Origin of the sequence: Rhodococcus sp. P1Y (assembly GCF_003641205.1) — a bacterium.
In the GTDB taxonomy this organism is placed as follows: Bacteria; Actinomycetota; Actinomycetes; order Mycobacteriales; family Mycobacteriaceae; genus Rhodococcoides.
On sequence record NZ_CP032762.1, the window covers coordinates 2,248,774 to 2,265,169 of the forward strand.

Here is a 16,396-nt window from a genome sequence, read left to right on the forward strand (position 1 = left end):
TTTTGCTGAGATCGCCTGTGATCTCCAACAGGTCTCGACTACCCCCGACACTTGTGCTGAAACCTCGGCATTGCAACGCATCGTTACAGCGACGCTCGGCATCTCCTATTCGGCGCGTGATGCTCTGCGGATGGGCGTGAGAACGATAGCGTCGTCAGACGTGGCGTCTCCATCGCAAGTAGGCAAAGTCCCTCCTCGCTCGATCGAGGGTCGTTTCGAAGACGGCAAGAGCGCCCGTCCTGCTGCTCTTGCGGCAACGATGGTGACCCTCTTGTCCGCAGTGGCGGCGTGCGCTGCCCTCGGCCTCGATACGGCTTCGTCCACGGACGGCGGCGACCCGGGCCCTGGCGTCGTACTCGCGGCGATCGTTGCAGTGGGCCCGTTCGCTTCTGTAGCTCTGTTGGCGGTCCTCACGGTCTTCGCTCGCCCGGCCTTGGCCGGAGCGCTCACGGCCGGTTACGGCGCCGTGTCGGTCGGTCAGGTGATGCTGGATCTCGGTCTCGTCGATTCGCCGATCGACGCCAACCGCCTCGAACTGTTTCGGCCGACCACGGCCGAAGCCCTCGACCCCGCGATCGGCGCGTACGTCCTGCTCGGTGCGCACGGTGCAGCCGTCGTCGGCGGCATCCTCGGTCTCGTCGCGATCGGGCGAGCCTCGTTCGAGGACGGGTACGGCCACTCACCACGCGCCGACCTGACCGGTCGAGCATCTGCCGTCCGATTCGGCGGCTTCCTGTCCGTCATCGCAGTCGTCGCTGCGCTGGCGGCGGCCGCGGCGATGTTCGCACCTCCTTACATCTCGTCGGATTCGATCGTCCTGGTCCCAGCTGTCGTCGAATCGCCTCTGACCATCGCGATCGGATCGGGATTGGTCGCGCTGAGTGTCCTGGTCGTCGTCACCGCGGCGCTCGCCTCGATCTCTCCAGCCGTGGCGTCGGCCGCGGTGGTGGGGGTCGGTGCTGGAGTGTTCGGCCTCTTCGGGTCGAGGGTCGTTGCTGGGGCGGCGTCCGGGGCCGGCATCGATGTCTCGACGGGAGCGTGGGTCGGCGCGGTGTCCGGGGCCGTGCTCGTCATGGTCGGGATTCTTGGTCTCCCGGTTTCAGCCGTCCGTGATCGTCGAGGCGGCGTCGAGGGACCAACGCGGGGTCGATCGTCGGATGCCGTTCATTTCATGAGGTGGCACGTTCTGGCAGGGGCCTGCGGCGTCGTGGCAGCGCTCGCGCTCGGTGCGGGTGCACTGCTACCGATTCTCGAGCTCCCTACAGGACTCCCTGATCCGCGCATTCTGGCGACTCGTACGGTGGCGATCGCAGCGTTCGTGCTGGTGATCGCGTCCGTACCGCTGTTCTTCTCCTTGTTCGCCGCTGTTGTCCGCCCCGCCCTCGGCGTCATTTCGGTGGCTGCATTGATGGCGTCATCGGGTGTTCTGCAGTCGCTCGTTCTGGCCACCGACATCGACGGAATCGGGGTCGGCATCGGTGGGTTCGCGATCGGAGTCGGGGCAGCTGCAGCGGCGGTCTGCGGCCTCGCGGTCCTGGTCGCGGGCAGTGCAGAACGGGACGACGTCGATACCTCCGACCCGGTTGTCGACCGGCCCCTGGCATGGGTCGCCTCGATCGGTGGCCTGGTCTCCGCAGTCGGACTCGGGTTGCCCCTGTACCGAGGCGCCGACGTGTCCGCCGCGTCGTTCGCGGAGTTCCCGCTGGGGTGGGACGCCTGGGGCCAAGCAGTGCTGGCCGTGACCGTGCTGATTTCCGTCGTCGTGGCCGCGCGTTCGCGTCCGGCACGGGGAGCGGCGCTGCTCGCCGGATGCGTGGTCGCTGTGGTGATCTATCTGCTCGGCTGGCCGCTGACGCAAGGGCGCGCGCTCGACCCTTCGGTTGGGCCTGGTGTGGCGGCCGGAGCGCTCGGAGCCGTCATTCTCGCTGTGGCGGCGATACTTTCGGCGCGTCGCCGCTCGCAGTGAGGCGTAGGACACACGCCGCGGTCCGGTGAGATAGACCACATACCATCCATGCGCCCGATGCGGCCGCGGGGCACCTGGATAAAGTCGATCATCAGACCCGCTCACACCCCTGGAGCGGGCGTCAACGTAGACGAGACGGTGAGCTGATGGATCTCTTCGAATACCAGGCGAAGGAATTGTTCGCCAAGCATGGCGTACCCACCTCCGCCGGTCGTGTCACCGACACGGTCGCCGGAGCAACACAGATTGCCGAAGAAATCGGCAAGCCAGTAATGGTCAAGGCGCAGGTCAAGGTCGGCGGCCGCGGCAAGGCCGGTGGCGTCAAGTACTCCAAGGACGTCGCAGCAGCCACCGAGAACGCAGAAGCGATTCTCGGACTCGACATCAAGGGCCACGTCGTCAAGAAGCTTCTCGTTGCAGAAGCCTCCGACATCGCCGAGGAGTACTACATCTCCTTCCTGCTCGACCGCACCAACCGCACTTACCTCGCGATGTGTTCGGTCGAGGGTGGAGTCGAAATCGAGGTGACGGCGGAGGAAAACCCCGACGCACTCGCACGTATCCCGGTCGACGCTGTCAAGGGCGTCGACCTTGCTTTTGCTCGTGAAATCGCCGAAAAGGGCAAGCTTCCCGCCGAGGTGCTCGACGCCGCTGCGGTGACCATCCAGAAGCTGTGGGAGGTCTTCATCAACGAAGACGCTCTCCTGGTCGAGGTCAACCCGCTGGTTCGCACCCCGGACGATCAGATCCTCGCCCTCGACGGCAAGGTCACGCTCGACGCCAACGCAGACTTCCGTCAGCCGGGCCACGCCGAATTCGAGGACAAGGATGCAGCTGATCCCCTCGAGGCGAAGGCCAAGGAGAACGACCTCAACTACGTCAAGCTCGACGGACAGGTCGGCATCATCGGCAACGGCGCCGGACTCGTCATGTCCACGCTCGATGTCGTCGCCTACGCGGGCGAGGCTCACGGTGGCGTCAAGCCTGCCAACTTCCTCGACATCGGCGGCGGCGCCTCGGCTGAGGTCATGGCAGCAGGCCTCGACGTCATTCTCGGCGACGAGCAGGTCAAGAGCGTGTTCGTCAACGTCTTCGGTGGAATCACCGCGTGCGACGCCGTTGCCAACGGCATTGTCGGCGCACTGAAGAAGCTTGGCGACGACGCAAACAAGCCGTTGGTTGTCCGTCTCGACGGCAACAAGGTCGAAGAGGGCCGCAAGATTCTCGCCGACGCCGCGCACCCGCTGGTGACGCTCGCCGGAACCATGGACGAGGGCGCCGACAAGGCCGCCGAGCTGGCAGCGAAGTAGAGGAAACCATGTCTATCTTTCTGAACAAGGACAACAAGGTCATCGTCCAGGGCATCACCGGCGGCGAAGGCACCAAGCACACCGCCCTGATGCTCAAGGCCGGAACGCAGGTCGTCGGCGGCGTCAACGCACGCAAGGCCGGAACCACGGTCAAGCACGTCGACGCCGACGGCAACGACATCGAGCTCCCCGTCTTCGCTTCGGTCGCAGAAGCAATGGAAAAGACCGGCGCCGACGTCTCCATCGCGTTCGTGCCGCCTGCATTCTCGAAGGACGCCATCGTCGAGGCGATCGACGCGGAGATCCCGCTGCTCGTCGTCATCACCGAAGGCATCCCCGTGCAGGACTCCGCGTACGCGTGGGCCTACAACGTGGAGAAGGGCAAGAAGACCCGCATCATCGGCCCGAACTGCCCCGGAATCATCACCCCCGGTGAAGCTCTCGTCGGCATCACGCCTGCCAACATCTCGGGAACCGGCCCCATCGGCTTGGTCTCCAAGTCCGGCACGCTGACCTACCAGATGATGTTCGAGCTCCGCGACTTCGGCTTCTCGACGGCCATCGGCATCGGCGGAGACCCGGTCGTCGGTACGACGCACATCGACGCCATCGAGGCGTTCGAGAACGATCCCGAGACCAAGGTCATCGTCATGATCGGTGAAATCGGCGGCGACGCAGAAGAGCGCGCAGCCGACTACATCAAGGCCAACGTGACCAAGCCGGTTGTCGGCTACGTCGCAGGCTTCACCGCTCCCGAGGGCAAGACCATGGGCCACGCAGGCGCCATCGTCTCCGGCTCGCTCGGAACGGCTCAGGCGAAGAAGGACGCTCTCGAGGCCGCAGGCGTCAAGGTCGGCAAGACGCCGTCCGAGACCGCTGCTCTGGCTCGCGAGATCCTGGAATCGCTTTCGGTCAAGTAAGTACTCCCGCAAAAGGCCCGTCACTCGAGGAGTGGCGGGCTTTTTCGTGCCCTGGCTTCGCTTGAATGGACCCCGGTAGCTACCAGATCGTATGGATGGACCAATCAAGCGATGCGGCCGGAAGTTCTCAGAATCATCGTGAGGCGAAAGGTGTTCATTACTCCGCGTAACAGATTCACTGGCTCTCATGACTACGACCGAGAACCGCTCAGCATTGACCAAGGACTGGCCCGATGCGCCGACGTCCGCCGAAGGTTGGATCGCCCGTGCAGGTGAGGTGGCGCAGCTGCTGGCTGTCGACGCCGTCGCCCGTGACAAGGGCAACGCCGCACCGCACGATGAGGTGCAGTTGCTCAAAGACTCGGGCCTGGTAACCCTTTTGGGGCCGGTCGAGCACGGCGGAGCAGGTCAGGACTGGCCGACGGCCTACCAGGTAATCCGTCGCGTCGCTGCAGCCGACGGATCGATCGGACAGCTGCTCGGCTACCACCTGCTGTGGTTCTGGGCTGCCCGTCTCGTCGGTACGAAGGAGCAGATCCAGGCCGTCGAAGCCGATGCGACGACGAACAAGTGGTTCTTCGGAGGCGCGGTCAACCCGCGTGACAACGACGTAGCCGTCACCGACGAGGGCGACACGATCGTGTTCGACGGCGCCAAGTCCTTCTCGACGGGAAGCCGCGTGTCCGACGTAACGGTTCTCGAAGGCGCACTGACCGGCAGTGATGCTCATGTCTTCGCCATCGTGCCGTCGAACATCGAGGGTCTGACGTTCCACGACGACTGGGACAACATCGGTCTCCGCCAGACCGAGAGCGGAAGCGTCACCATCGACAAGGTGCGTGTCGACTGGGCGAGTGCAGCCGGATTCGTCGACAAGCAATTTCAGCCGCGGGTGTACAACACCCTCAATGTGCCGACCATTCAGTTGGTGTTCGTCAACTTCTACCTCGGTATCGCGCGGGGCGCGCTGGAAGAGGCGGCGTCGTACACCAAGGACAAGACTCGGGCCTGGCTGCACAGCACGGTCGACAAGGCTGTCGACGAGCCGTACATCATCGACGTCTACGGCGATTTGACCTCCAAGTTGTGGGCCGTCGAGGCACTGGCTGATGCTGTTGCGTTGGAGGGGCAGAAGATTCACGACAACGCGTGGGACGTGACGGCCGAGGACCGCGGTGACCACGAGGTTAGAGTCGCCGCTGTGAAGGCTCGTGCCACCGAGGTGTCACTGGAAATCACCTCGACGGTGTTCGAAGCGTTGGGTGCTCGTGCAACAGCGAGTAAGTACGGCTTCGACCGCTTCTGGCGCAACGTGCGCACCCACACCCTGCACGATCCCGTCGCCTACAAGCGTCGTGAGGTCGGGCGTTGGGTCTTGACCGGGGAACTTCCCGAACCGACCTGGTATTCGTAACCGCGCTTTTACCTCCCGTGCGTGCGTAGTTACGTCCCGACGTAACTACGCACGCACGGGAGGCGTAGCCACACAAGGAGAACGATGAGCACCGAAAAAATCGCCGACGCAATTAAATTCGCCTACTGGGTTCCCAATGTCAGTGGCGGGTTGGTCACCAGTGATATCGAACAGCGCACCAGCTGGGACTACGAGTACAACAAGAAGCTCGCGCAGACGGCCGAGAACAACGGATTCGAGTACGCGCTCAGTCAGGTGCGGTACGAGGCCAGCTACGGTGCCGAGTTCCAGCACGAGTCCACCAGCTTCAGTCTTGCGTTGCTTCTGGCAACCGAGCGGTTGAAAGTCATTGCGGCAGTGCACCCCGGGCTGTGGCAACCGGCAGTGCTGGCCAAACTCGGTGCTACGGCCGACCATCTGTCGAATGGCCGGTTCGCGGTGAACGTCGTGAGCGGCTGGTTCAAGGACGAGTTCACCCACCTCGGTGAGCCGTGGCTCGAGCACGACGAAAGATACCGGCGCAGCGCCGAATTCCTTCAGGTGCTTCGAAAGATCTGGACCGAGGACGACGTCGACTTCCGCGGCGACTTCTATCGGATCCACGATTTCACCTTGAAGCCGAAGCCGCTCAACACACCCGATCGGCCCAATCCCGAACTCTTCCAGGGCGGCAATTCGTCTGCGGCACAGGAGAACGCGGGACGTTACTCGGACTGGTACTTCAGCAACGGCAAGGACTACGACGGCGTCACGGAGCAATTGGACAACATCAGGCGCGTCGCTCGGGAAAATCAGCGTGAGGTCAAGTTCGGTCTCAACGGCTTCATCATTGCCCGCGATACCGAGAAGGAGGCCAAGGACACCCTCCGAGAGATCATCGAGAAGGCCAACAAGCCTGCGGTCGAGGGATTCAAGGGTGCTGTCCAACAGGCGGGGTCGTCCACCAAGGACGGAAAGGGCATGTGGGCCGATTCGTCGTTCGAAGACCTCGTTCAGTACAACGACGGATTCAAGAGCCAGCTGATCGGTACTCCCGAGCAGATTGCACACCGCATCGTCGAGTACCGCAAGCGCGGCGTCGATCTGATTCTGGGCGGTTTCCTGCATTTCCAGGAGGAGATCGAGTACTTCGGCGCAAAGGTGCTGCCGCTCGTACGAGAGTTGGAGTCCGCGACTGAATTGGTCGACGCTGTCTGAGCCAAGACAACGAGTCGGGTCCGTAGACTAGCGTGGTCTGCGGACCCGATCTCATTGCTACCAGGAGTGTGTCATGACCTTTTCACCAGAAGGCCCGCGTCCGTCGGGGCCCGATTCCGGCGGTTATGGCAACCCGTACTCGCCTGAGGGCGCTCGGCCTCCCGAGGCCGGGACGAGCGGCTACGGCGCTGGTTATTCTCCGGACAACGCCAGGTCTGCGGCTCCGGGATACTCCGGTTACGGTCAGACCTCACCGTCGTACGGCGGACCGGCGCAACAGGCTCAGTTCGGGGTGAATCAGCCTGGCTCTTCGTCGCCGAGTGGGCAGCCGTACAACCCTCCGCTCGCCTCGGACAGGCCTACGCAGCTTCCTAGAATTCTGACGCTCGTGGTCGTTGTACTCGGTGTCGTCAACTTCCTGGTCGGTCTCGCTGGTCAGTTCGAGTTCTTCGGAGACGTCGTCAACTTCTTCTTCGTCCAGGCCGGCGATCCGACGTCCATTGCGCTGCTACTGGCCGGTGGGTTGGTCGCCGCTTTCGGATTACTGCCCAAGCAGACGAACACGATCGGTATCGCGGCGGCCCTATCGGTGGCCGGATGGCTGGTTCTGGTTTTCCAGTCGTTCAACACCGGCGACGCGGGACCCGTCGGCACGTCGATCGAACTGGGTACAGGCGCGTTCGTGGTGCTGGTCCTCGGGTTCGTACAGTCGGTGCTCGCTGTTGCAGCCACGCTGTTCGACGCGGGAGTTCTCAAGGCCCCGCAGCCGAAGCCCACAACGTACGGCCAGCAGAACTTCGGCGGTGCCTTCGGTCAGCAGGCCGCCGGCTACGGTCAGCAAAACCCGAACTACGCAGGCTACGGCCAGCAACAGTACGGTCAGCCGTCCCCGAGTCAGCCGTCGCAGAATCAAGCGTCCCAGAACCAGGCGCCCCAGAATCAGGGCTATGTACCGCCTGCATACACCGGTCCGTCGCAGGGCCAGCCCAACCAGAACACGACGGGAAGCCTGGGCTACCCCGTCGGGACCTCCAAGCCGGACGCGCCGCAGGGTGGTTTGACTGGCCCGGCGAGCCAGAACTCGCCGTACAGCCAGCCGCACTACGGGCAGCCTCCGGTCGGGTCTGCCGGCTACGGCGCGCCCCAGCACGCGGTTCCGCCCGAGTCGGAAGAGTCGGAAGGCGACACTCCTCCGTACAGCGCTCCGACACAGGCGTTCGGACAAACACCCTCGGACGACGACAAGAAGTGAGGCCTACTCGGCGCGCCTGATGGAAGGGTTCGCCGGTTGATGAAACGCTCGTAGCCGATGAGCGCCGTACTGAACCAGGAAAGACGCGGCCGACGCACGACCCGTCCGCCGCAGCGTCGACCGATCCTGTCGCCCGCCGAGTCCCGAACGTTGGTCGGCGTCGCCTTCCGAATCCCCGGAATCTTTATCGCAATCATTGCGACGGTAGTTCTGGTGACTCTGGTGTCGGTCAACAGCGAACTGACCGGCACGTTCGGCGCGATCGCGGGTCTGTGGTTTGCCATCCATCAGGTTCCGCTGAGTATCGCGGGCACGTCTCTCGGTGTGTTCCCGTTGTTGCCTACCTTGGTGTTGGCGGTGGCTGTCGCGCGTGGGGTCGCGCGAACAGTGAGCGAGTCGACCACCCGTCGTGAAGCCGGGTGGACCCTCGGCGCCGCTGTGCTCGGCCCGTTGGTCGTGACGGCCGTGGCTCTTGCGGTCGCCGCGGATGCCTCGGCGGCGATCGGCTTACAAAGTCCACACGCCTTGCTGGCGTTCGCGTGGGTTGCTGGTGTGCACGCGATCTCCGCTGCCGCCGGGCTCGTCTACGGCGCGTGGAACCTCGAGCCCGTGTCCCGACGAGTGCCGACGTGGATCCGAGAACTCGCTGCTCCGACGGTCCGCGCTGCGTCGGTACTGGTGGCAGGCAGCGCGGCAATCGTCCTCGTCGCGATGGTTGCCTCGTGGTCGACGCTGGAGATGCTGCTCGACGCAGGAAACGGCTTCGTCGGCTTCCTCGGCCTTACCGTCCTGTCTGTTCTCTATCTTCCCAACGTGATTCTCGGCTCCCTCGCCGTCGCTGTCGGGTCCTCGGCGCACGTAGGCGACGTGTCGGTCAGCCTGTTTCGCACGGCGGGCGGCCCCGTCCCTCCGCTGCCGATTCTGTCCGTTCTCCCTGAGGGTCCGGCACAGACGGTCTGGATGGCGATGCTGATCGTGCCTGTCGCGGCAGGCGTGTTCCTCGGCCGTGACTGCGCGCGCAGGACCGTCGACGTGCACTACGCACTGTCCTCGGTCTGGCTCGGTTCCGCGGTCCTCGGCGTGACGGCGTTGATTCTCGGTTTCGCAGCCGGGGGCGCTCTCGGGACCTTCGGGACTGTTCAGGTGACGGTGTGGTCGCTCGGCCTCCTGGTATTCGCCCTGGTCGCCGTCGTCGGATCCGTCGCTGCCGCGGTGACGGCATGGCGGGGCGGCTCGAAGCAGGCGGTCGACGAAACCGACCCCGTCCGTTTCGAACCCGTAGCGGCCATCGCCCAACCCGTCGAACAGCAGTCCGTCGAACGTGAGGGTGTCGTCCACGAAGACCGTGCCGTCGAGGCCGAGGTGGTCGAGGAGCCAGGCGTCGACGATTCGGCGACGGATGCTCCGGTGGTGAGCGCGGAGGCCGATGCCGAGATCGTGGATGTCGTCGATGCCGAAGTCGTGGACCCCCCGTCAGACGACGAGCCCGGCGGAGTGACCCAGGGGGACGAGAGCGCAGCCGGCGGAGTGACCCAGACAGACGAGAGCTCCAAGGGCTGACCGGGGTCGAAACGGACCTGCTTGAGAAGGTCGTGGGGGGCAGCGACTAGTCTGCTTGCTGGCCCCAGGTTCGGCCCCGACGGGCGATCCGTCCCGATATTTCAGGAGAAGTGCGCTGACTGCCTCGCGTGAGACACCCGCTCGGGTTGTTGTCCTCGCATCCGGTACGGGGTCGCTGTTGCAGGCGCTCATCGCGGCTGCCGGGGAGAGTTCGTATCCGGCGCGCATCGTCGCTGTCGGCGTCGATCGCGACTGCGACGCAGCCCGTCACGCACACGCTGCAGGTATCGAGCACTTCCGCGTCGGACTGCGCGATCATGCCGATCGGGACGAATGGGATGCGGCCTTGACCGATCGGGTCGTCGCCCATCGCCCCGACCTCGTCGTGACGGCTGGTTTCATGAAGATTCTCGGCGGACGCTTCCTCTCCGCTTTCGCCGGACGAATCGTCAATACTCACCCTGCTCTGCTCCCGTCGTTCCCAGGAGCTCATGCCGTTGCGGACGCACTCGCATACGGCGTCAAACTGACCGGTTCGACGGTCCATCTCGTCGACGAAGGCGTCGACACCGGACCGATCCTCGCTCAGGAAGCTGTGCCGGTACTGGCCGACGACGACCAGAGCACCCTGCACGAACGAATCAAGACCGTGGAACGCCGACTGCTGGTCGACGTCATTGCCGCTGTGGCTACCCGAGGTGTTGTCTCCGATGGACGAAAGGCTCAGATTCAACCATGAGTGAACGTAAAGCTGTGCGCCGCGCGCTGGTCAGCGTCTATGACAAGACCGGATTGATCGAGCTCGCCACCGGCCTGCACAACGCTGGAGTGGCTCTGGTCTCCACCGGATCGACGGCATCGAAGATCGCCGACGCAGGAATCCCGGTCACCAAGGTCGAGGAGCTCACCGGCTTCCCCGAAACGCTCGACGGTCGTGTCAAGACCCTTCACCCGCGAGTGCATGCGGGTGTTCTGGCCGATACCCGTCGGCCCGAACACCTTTCGCAGCTGGAGGAACTCGGTATCGAGGCCTTCGAGCTCGTGGTGGTCAACCTCTATCCGTTCACCGACACCGTCGCCAGCGGTGCGACGCCCGACGAATGCGTCGAGCAGATCGACATCGGTGGACCCTCGATGGTGCGCGCCGCAGCGAAAAATCACCCGTCTGTCGCGGTGGTCGTCGATCCGGCGCGTTACTCCGAGGTTCTGGAGGCTGTCGCAGGCGGTGGGTTCACCCTTTCTGAGCGCATTTCTCTTGCAGCACAGGCTTTTCAGCATACGGCCGCCTACGATGTCGCTGTGGCGTCGTGGATGAGCAGTGTGCTCGTGGATTCCGACGAGCAGTTCCCGGCGTGGATCGGCGGAACCTGGGAGCGCTCGGCTGTCCTCCGCTACGGCGAGAACCCGCACCAGGCTGCGGCGCTGTACAAGTCGCCGTCTGCTGACGGCATCGCGCAGGCGGAGCAGTTGCACGGTAAAGAGATGTCCTACAACAACTTCACCGATGCCGACGCTGCCTGGCGCGCAGCGTTCGATCACGATGCCCCGACCGTCGCGATCATCAAGCACGCCAACCCCTGTGGCATCGCAGTGGGGGCGGATATCGCCGAAGCGCACCGCAAGGCGCATGCGTGCGATCCGGTCAGTGCGTACGGCGGCGTCATCGCGGCCAACCGTGAGGTCACCGTCGAGATGGCCGAGCAGGTGGCCGAAATCTTCACCGAGGTGATCGTCGCCCCGTCGTACGCGGACGGTGCACTCGGAGTTCTGCAGCGCAAGAAGAACGTTCGTGTACTTCTGGCAACTCCGCCGTCCGCGACGGGGATCGAGCTCAAGCCGATCTCCGGTGGCACGTTGCTGCAGCAGCGCGATGCGATCGATGCCGACGGAGACAATCCAGCGAACTGGACCCTCGCCGCGGGCGAGAAAGCGGACGAGCAGACGTTGAAGGATCTCGAATTCGCTTGGCGCGCAGGTCGAGCCGTCAAGTCGAACGCCATTCTGCTTGCCAAGGACGGCGCATCCGTCGGTGTCGGCATGGGCCAGGTCAACCGCGTCGACGCCGCGCATCTCGCAGTCCAGCGTGCGGGTGATCGTGTCGAGGGGTCGGTAGCGTCCTCGGACGCATTCTTCCCGTTCCCCGACGGTTTACAGGTACTGCTCAACGCCGGCGTCAAGGCCGTCGTTCAGCCTGGCGGATCCGTCCGCGACAACGAGGTCATCGCAGCCGCTCAGGACGCGGGTGTCACTCTCTACCTCACAGGTTCGCGTCACTTCGCGCACTGATCCTTACCTTCGAATTTGTAGTTATGCAGCCGTTTACCGCGCTTTTGGCTGCATAACTACAAATTCGCAGTCTGTGGATAACTTTTCCGGCTATCCACAGATTCGGTTTCGCCACTTCTCAGGGTGCTTGGCGGTGCAATCGTGTTCAAGTGCACTTCGACATGCCGTTCAGGGGTTCCCGGGCCATAGGCGCCGGCCACGTGACCCGACATCGGCTCGCTCACGATTTCGATCGCCTGCATCGTGACGTGTACATCAGAAAGAACGTCGTGGTGGACGCGGTGGTTCGTGCACATGCGTCGCACACGTTGGCTGGTAGCGGCGCGGTGTCGTGCGGATTGTCTGCGGCGGCGCTACACGGTGCGAAGTGGATTGACCCTGATGAACTGGCCGAGTTGATCTGGCCGGCACGGACTCGACAACTGAGCGGCCTTCGTATCAGGTTCGACAAAGTGCTCGCCGCAGATACCGTGATGGTGGGCGGAGTGCTGGCGACGTCGGTGCCGCGGACGATGTTCGATCTTGCTCGACAGTTGCCGAGGCTGAAAGCGCTTCAAATCCTCGACTCCCTTGCCCGCGCGACCGGTGGCTCGGCCAAGGGTGCGCTGTCTTTGGCTGAGCGCTCCATTGGAGTTCGAGGAGGCGTCGCCGCGCAAGGAGTGCTGGAGTTGGTCGACCCAGGCGCCGAGTCGCCTCAGGAGACGAAGACCCGGTTGCTCTTGATCGACGCGGGTTTGCCTCGCCCCACAACTCAGATCCGCGTTGCCGACGCCAGCGGGCGAGTGTTCGCTCGCTGCGATATGGGGTGGCCGGAGTGGAAGGTTGTCGTGGAGTACGACGGCGTCCAGCACTGGACGTCCGAGAAACAGCGCACGTGGGACATCGAGAGATACGAGAGGCTCGAACGCGCAGGCTGGCTGGTGGTGCGCGTCAATTCCGAGCAGTTGCGAGCCAGACCAGGCGAAGTGGTCGAGCGTGTTCGGCAGAAGTTGCGGGCAGCTGGCGCTCCGGTCTGAGGAGTTTGTACTTGTGCAGACGCCACGCCGGAGTCCGTCTGCACAAGTACAAATCGGGCGGGGGTGCACAAACGTGCGAACGCTCGTAGCTTGGTGAAGTGACCTCTACCCAACCTGGCATCACCACCGTCGGCGAACTGCGCGCATCCGGACACGTGCAGCGTTCGGTCAAAGACGAACTCCGGGAGAATCTGCTCGACGCGCTCCGCGAGGGCCGAGACGCGTGGCCGGGGATTCTCGGCTTCGACAAGACCGTGCTCCCACAATTCGAACGTGCGATTCTTGCCGGTCACGACGTCGTTCTGCTCGGCGAACGTGGTCAGGGCAAGACGCGTCTTCTCCGCACACTCAACCTGCTGCTCGACGAGTGGTCCCCGGTCATCGAGGGCTCCGAACTCGGCGAACATCCGTACGACCCCATCACGCCTGCAAGTATCAGGCGGGCGAAGGAACTCGGGGATCAGCTGCCCATTTCGTGGCGTCATCGCGACGCCAGATACGCCGAGAAGCTGGCTACTCCGGACACGTCGGTGGCGGACCTCGTCGGCGATGTCGATCCGGTGAAGGTCGCCGAAGGTCGAAGCCTCGGCGATCCCGAGACCATCCACTTCGGCCTGGTTCCGCGCAGTCATCGCGGCATCGTCGCTATCAACGAGTTGCCCGACCTTGCTGAACGTATCCAGGTTTCCCTGCTCAACGTCATGGAAGAACGTGACATTCAGGTCCGCGGTTACACGTTGCGACTACCACTGGACGTCGTACTCGTAGCCAGCGCGAACCCTGAGGACTACACCAACCGCGGGCGCATCATCACCCCGCTCAAGGACCGGTTCGGCGCCGAGATCCGCACGCACTACCCACACGCGCTCGCCGACGAGATTTCGGTGATCGAGCAGGAGGCAAACCTCCCGGCGAACGTGCCGTCGTACCTGCTCGAGGTGCTGGCGCGATTCACGCGGCTGCTACGTGAATCTCCGTCGGTGGACCAGCGATCGGGTGTCTCCGCTCGATTCGCGATCGCAGCGGCGGAAACCATTGCTGCCGCAGCAGTTCACCGCGCTGCCGTGCTCGGTGAGGCCGAAGCGGTGGCCAGGCCGGTGGATCTCGGAACCATCATCGAGGTACTCCGAGGCAAGGTGGAATTCGAATCGGGCGAGGAGGGCCGCGAAACCGAGGTCCTCGAGCACTTGCTGAGGCGTGCCACCGCGGATACCGTCCGCGATCGCCTCGGTGGGATCAACCTGGCGCCCCTGGTCACCGCGATCGAGCAGGGAGAGCCCGTGGTGACGGGCGATCGGATCGCTGCCAAGACACTCATCGGCGAGCTGCCCGACCTGGTAGTGCTGCAGGAGGTCGACGACCGGTTGGAGGCAACCTCCGACGGCGAGAAAGCCGCTGCGACCGAACTCGCACTCGAAGGTCTGTACCTCGCGCGTCGAATCTCGAAGGATCCGGATGACGACGGCCAGACGGTGTACAGCTGATGCCTGCCAGTAGATACGGGCGGTACCACGACGGTCCCGATCCGCTGGCGCCGCCGGTCGACCTGAGGGAAGCCCTCGAATCCATCGGCAACGATGTGCTCGAGGGAGCTTCTCCGCGTCGTGCGCTACAGGAAATGCTCAGGCGCGGAACGCAGAACATGAGGGGTCTCGACGAGCTCGCTGCCGACGCCAACCGTCGTCGGCGAGATCTATTGCGCAAGAACAATCTCGACGGAACCTTGCAGGAGGTTCGTGAGCTGCTCGACAAGGCCGTTCTCGAGGAGCGCAAGACCCTCGCTCGCGCTCTCGACGACGACGCCAGGTTCCAGGAAATGCAGATCGGTGACTTGTCGCCGTCCACTGCGCAGGCTGTACAGGAGCTCGCCGATTACGACTGGCGCTCGTCCGAGGCGCGCGAGAATTACGAGAAGATCAAGGATCTGCTCGGACGCGAAATGCTCGATCAGCGGTTCGCGGGGATGAAGAACGCGCTCGAGAATGCGACGGACGAGGACCGTCAGGCCATCAGCGAGATGCTGAAGGACCTGAACGAGCTTCTTGCCAAGCACAACCAAGGCGCGGACACCGAGCAGGACTTTGCCGAGTTCATGTCCAAGCACGGCCAGCATTTCCCCGAGAACCCGCAGAATGTGGACGAGCTCCTCGACTCGCTTGCCCAACGAGCAGCAGCAGCGCAGCGTCTCAGAAATTCTCTGAGCCCGGAACAGCGCGCAGAGCTGGATGCGTTGGCGCAGCAGGCGTTCGGGGATTCTAACTTGCTGAGTCAGTTGGATCAGCTCGATCAGAACCTCCAGCAGGCCAGGCCCGGCGAGGATTGGGACGGGTCGCAGAACTTCCGCGGCGAGAACGGAATGGGTCTCGGCGATGGCACCGGCGCTCTGCAGGACATCGCGGATCTGGAGAACCTGGGAAATCAGCTGTCGCAGCAGTACAACGGCGCCGCTCTCGACGACATCGACGCCGAGGCTCTGCTCAAGCAACTCGGTCCCGAAGCGGCAGCCGACGCCCGAATGCTGTCCGAGCTCGAAAAGGCTCTGGAACAGCAGGGTTTCATGGACAAGGGCGCTGACGGTCAATGGCGTCTGTCGCCCAAGGCGATGCGTCAGCTCGGTCAGTCTGCGCTCAAGGACGTGGCGGGCAAGATTTCCCGACGCGGGGGCGAGAGAGACACACGCAAGGCCGGCGCGATGGGGGAGCCGACGGGTGCGTCGCGTGCATGGGAGTTCGGTGACACCGAGCCGTGGGACGTGACGAGAACTGTCAACAACGCAGTGCTCAGGACAGCGGCGAGCGGGGGAGCGTTCCCGGTTCAGCTACAGGTCACCGACGTCGAGATCAGCGAGACCGAAACGCGCACGCAGGCGGCGGTTGCTCTGCTCGTCGACACGTCGTTCTCGATGGTGATGGACGGTAGATGGGTGCCGATGAAGCGCACGGCATTGGCGCTCAATCACCTTGTCAGTACCAGGTTTCGAGGCGATGATCTGCAGCTGATCGGGTTCGGACGCCATGCGCAGAAACTGACCGCGTCGGAATTGGCAGGACTGGACGGAGCCTACGATCAGGGCACCAACCTGCATCATGCCCTGCTGCTGGCAGCACGGCACCTGCGTCGGCACCCCAATGCGCAACCTGTGGTGCTGATCGTGACCGACGGCGAACCGACGGCTCATCTCGAACCCGACGGGCACGCGTACTTCGACTATCCGCCGTCGGCACGCACGTTGGGGTTGACGGTGAGAGAGCTCGACACCATCGCGAAACTCGGTGCGCAGGTGACCATTTTCCGGCTGGGGGACGACCCGGGTCTTGCGAGGGTCGTGGATCGAATGGCGGAGAGAGTGGGCGGCCGCGTCATTGCACCGGATCTCGACGGTCTCGGTGCTGCAGTGGTGACCGATTATCTGAAGCGTCGTCGCAAAGGCTAGTGGTGCGGTCAAGTGCAGCTTGGGGCACTTATCCGCACCACT

The 16,396-nt window shown here is 63.8% G+C and carries 12 protein-coding genes; all 12 read left to right on the top strand.

The window, feature by feature from the left end; translation table 11 throughout:
• The first annotated feature begins 160 nt into the window (after positions 1-160).
• Positions 161-1,966, top strand: a complete 1,806-nt coding sequence (locus tag D8W71_RS10510; protein WP_236077829.1) for a hypothetical protein — start codon at positions 161-163, stop codon at positions 1,964-1,966.
• Between the two features lie 146 nt (positions 1,967-2,112).
• Positions 2,113-3,276, top strand: coding sequence for an ADP-forming succinate--CoA ligase subunit beta (sucC, locus tag D8W71_RS10515; RefSeq protein WP_027496014.1), 1,164 nt, complete (start codon positions 2,113-2,115; stop codon positions 3,274-3,276).
• Between the two features lie 8 nt (positions 3,277-3,284).
• Positions 3,285-4,196: a succinate--CoA ligase subunit alpha gene (sucD, locus tag D8W71_RS10520; protein WP_121113285.1), complete on the top strand. Its 912-nt coding sequence runs from the start codon at positions 3,285-3,287 to the stop codon at positions 4,194-4,196.
• A 187-nt stretch (positions 4,197-4,383) separates the two neighbouring features.
• Positions 4,384-5,610 carry an acyl-CoA dehydrogenase family protein gene (locus D8W71_RS10525; protein ID WP_236077830.1) on the top strand — a complete coding sequence of 409 codons (1,227 nt, stop codon included), beginning with the start codon at positions 4,384-4,386 and terminating at the stop codon, positions 5,608-5,610.
• Between the two features lie 84 nt (positions 5,611-5,694).
• Positions 5,695-6,807, top strand: coding sequence for a dimethylsulfone monooxygenase SfnG (gene sfnG, locus D8W71_RS10530; protein ID WP_121113287.1), 1,113 nt, complete (start codon positions 5,695-5,697; stop codon positions 6,805-6,807).
• 73 nt (positions 6,808-6,880) lie between these two features.
• Positions 6,881-8,059 (top strand): DUF5336 domain-containing protein, encoded by a 1,179-nt coding sequence (locus tag D8W71_RS10535; RefSeq protein WP_121113289.1) that lies wholly within the window; start codon positions 6,881-6,883, stop codon positions 8,057-8,059.
• 57 nt (positions 8,060-8,116) lie between these two features.
• Positions 8,117-9,619 (top strand): cell division protein PerM, encoded by a 1,503-nt coding sequence (locus D8W71_RS10540; protein ID WP_236077831.1) that lies wholly within the window; start codon positions 8,117-8,119, stop codon positions 9,617-9,619.
• A 115-nt stretch (positions 9,620-9,734) separates the two neighbouring features.
• Entirely contained in the window at positions 9,735-10,358 is a 624-nt protein-coding gene (gene purN / locus D8W71_RS10545) for a phosphoribosylglycinamide formyltransferase (protein ID WP_236077935.1), read from the top strand.
• Positions 10,355-11,905: a bifunctional phosphoribosylaminoimidazolecarboxamide formyltransferase/IMP cyclohydrolase gene (gene purH / locus D8W71_RS10550; RefSeq protein WP_121113292.1), complete on the top strand. Its 1,551-nt coding sequence runs from the start codon at positions 10,355-10,357 to the stop codon at positions 11,903-11,905. The genes purN and purH overlap by 4 nt, the downstream gene beginning before the upstream one ends.
• Before the next feature lie 200 nt (positions 11,906-12,105).
• Positions 12,106-12,921 (top strand): DUF559 domain-containing protein, encoded by an 816-nt coding sequence (locus tag D8W71_RS10555; protein ID WP_236077832.1) that lies wholly within the window; start codon positions 12,106-12,108, stop codon positions 12,919-12,921.
• A 98-nt stretch (positions 12,922-13,019) separates the two neighbouring features.
• Positions 13,020-14,405: a sigma 54-interacting transcriptional regulator gene (locus tag D8W71_RS10560; protein ID WP_201265313.1), complete on the top strand. Its 1,386-nt coding sequence runs from the start codon at positions 13,020-13,022 to the stop codon at positions 14,403-14,405.
• Positions 14,405-16,354, top strand: coding sequence for a vWA domain-containing protein (locus tag D8W71_RS10565; protein ID WP_121113296.1), 1,950 nt, complete (start codon positions 14,405-14,407; stop codon positions 16,352-16,354). Before D8W71_RS10560 ends, D8W71_RS10565 begins: the two co-directional genes overlap by 1 nt.
• The last annotated feature ends 42 nt before the right edge of the window (positions 16,355-16,396 follow it).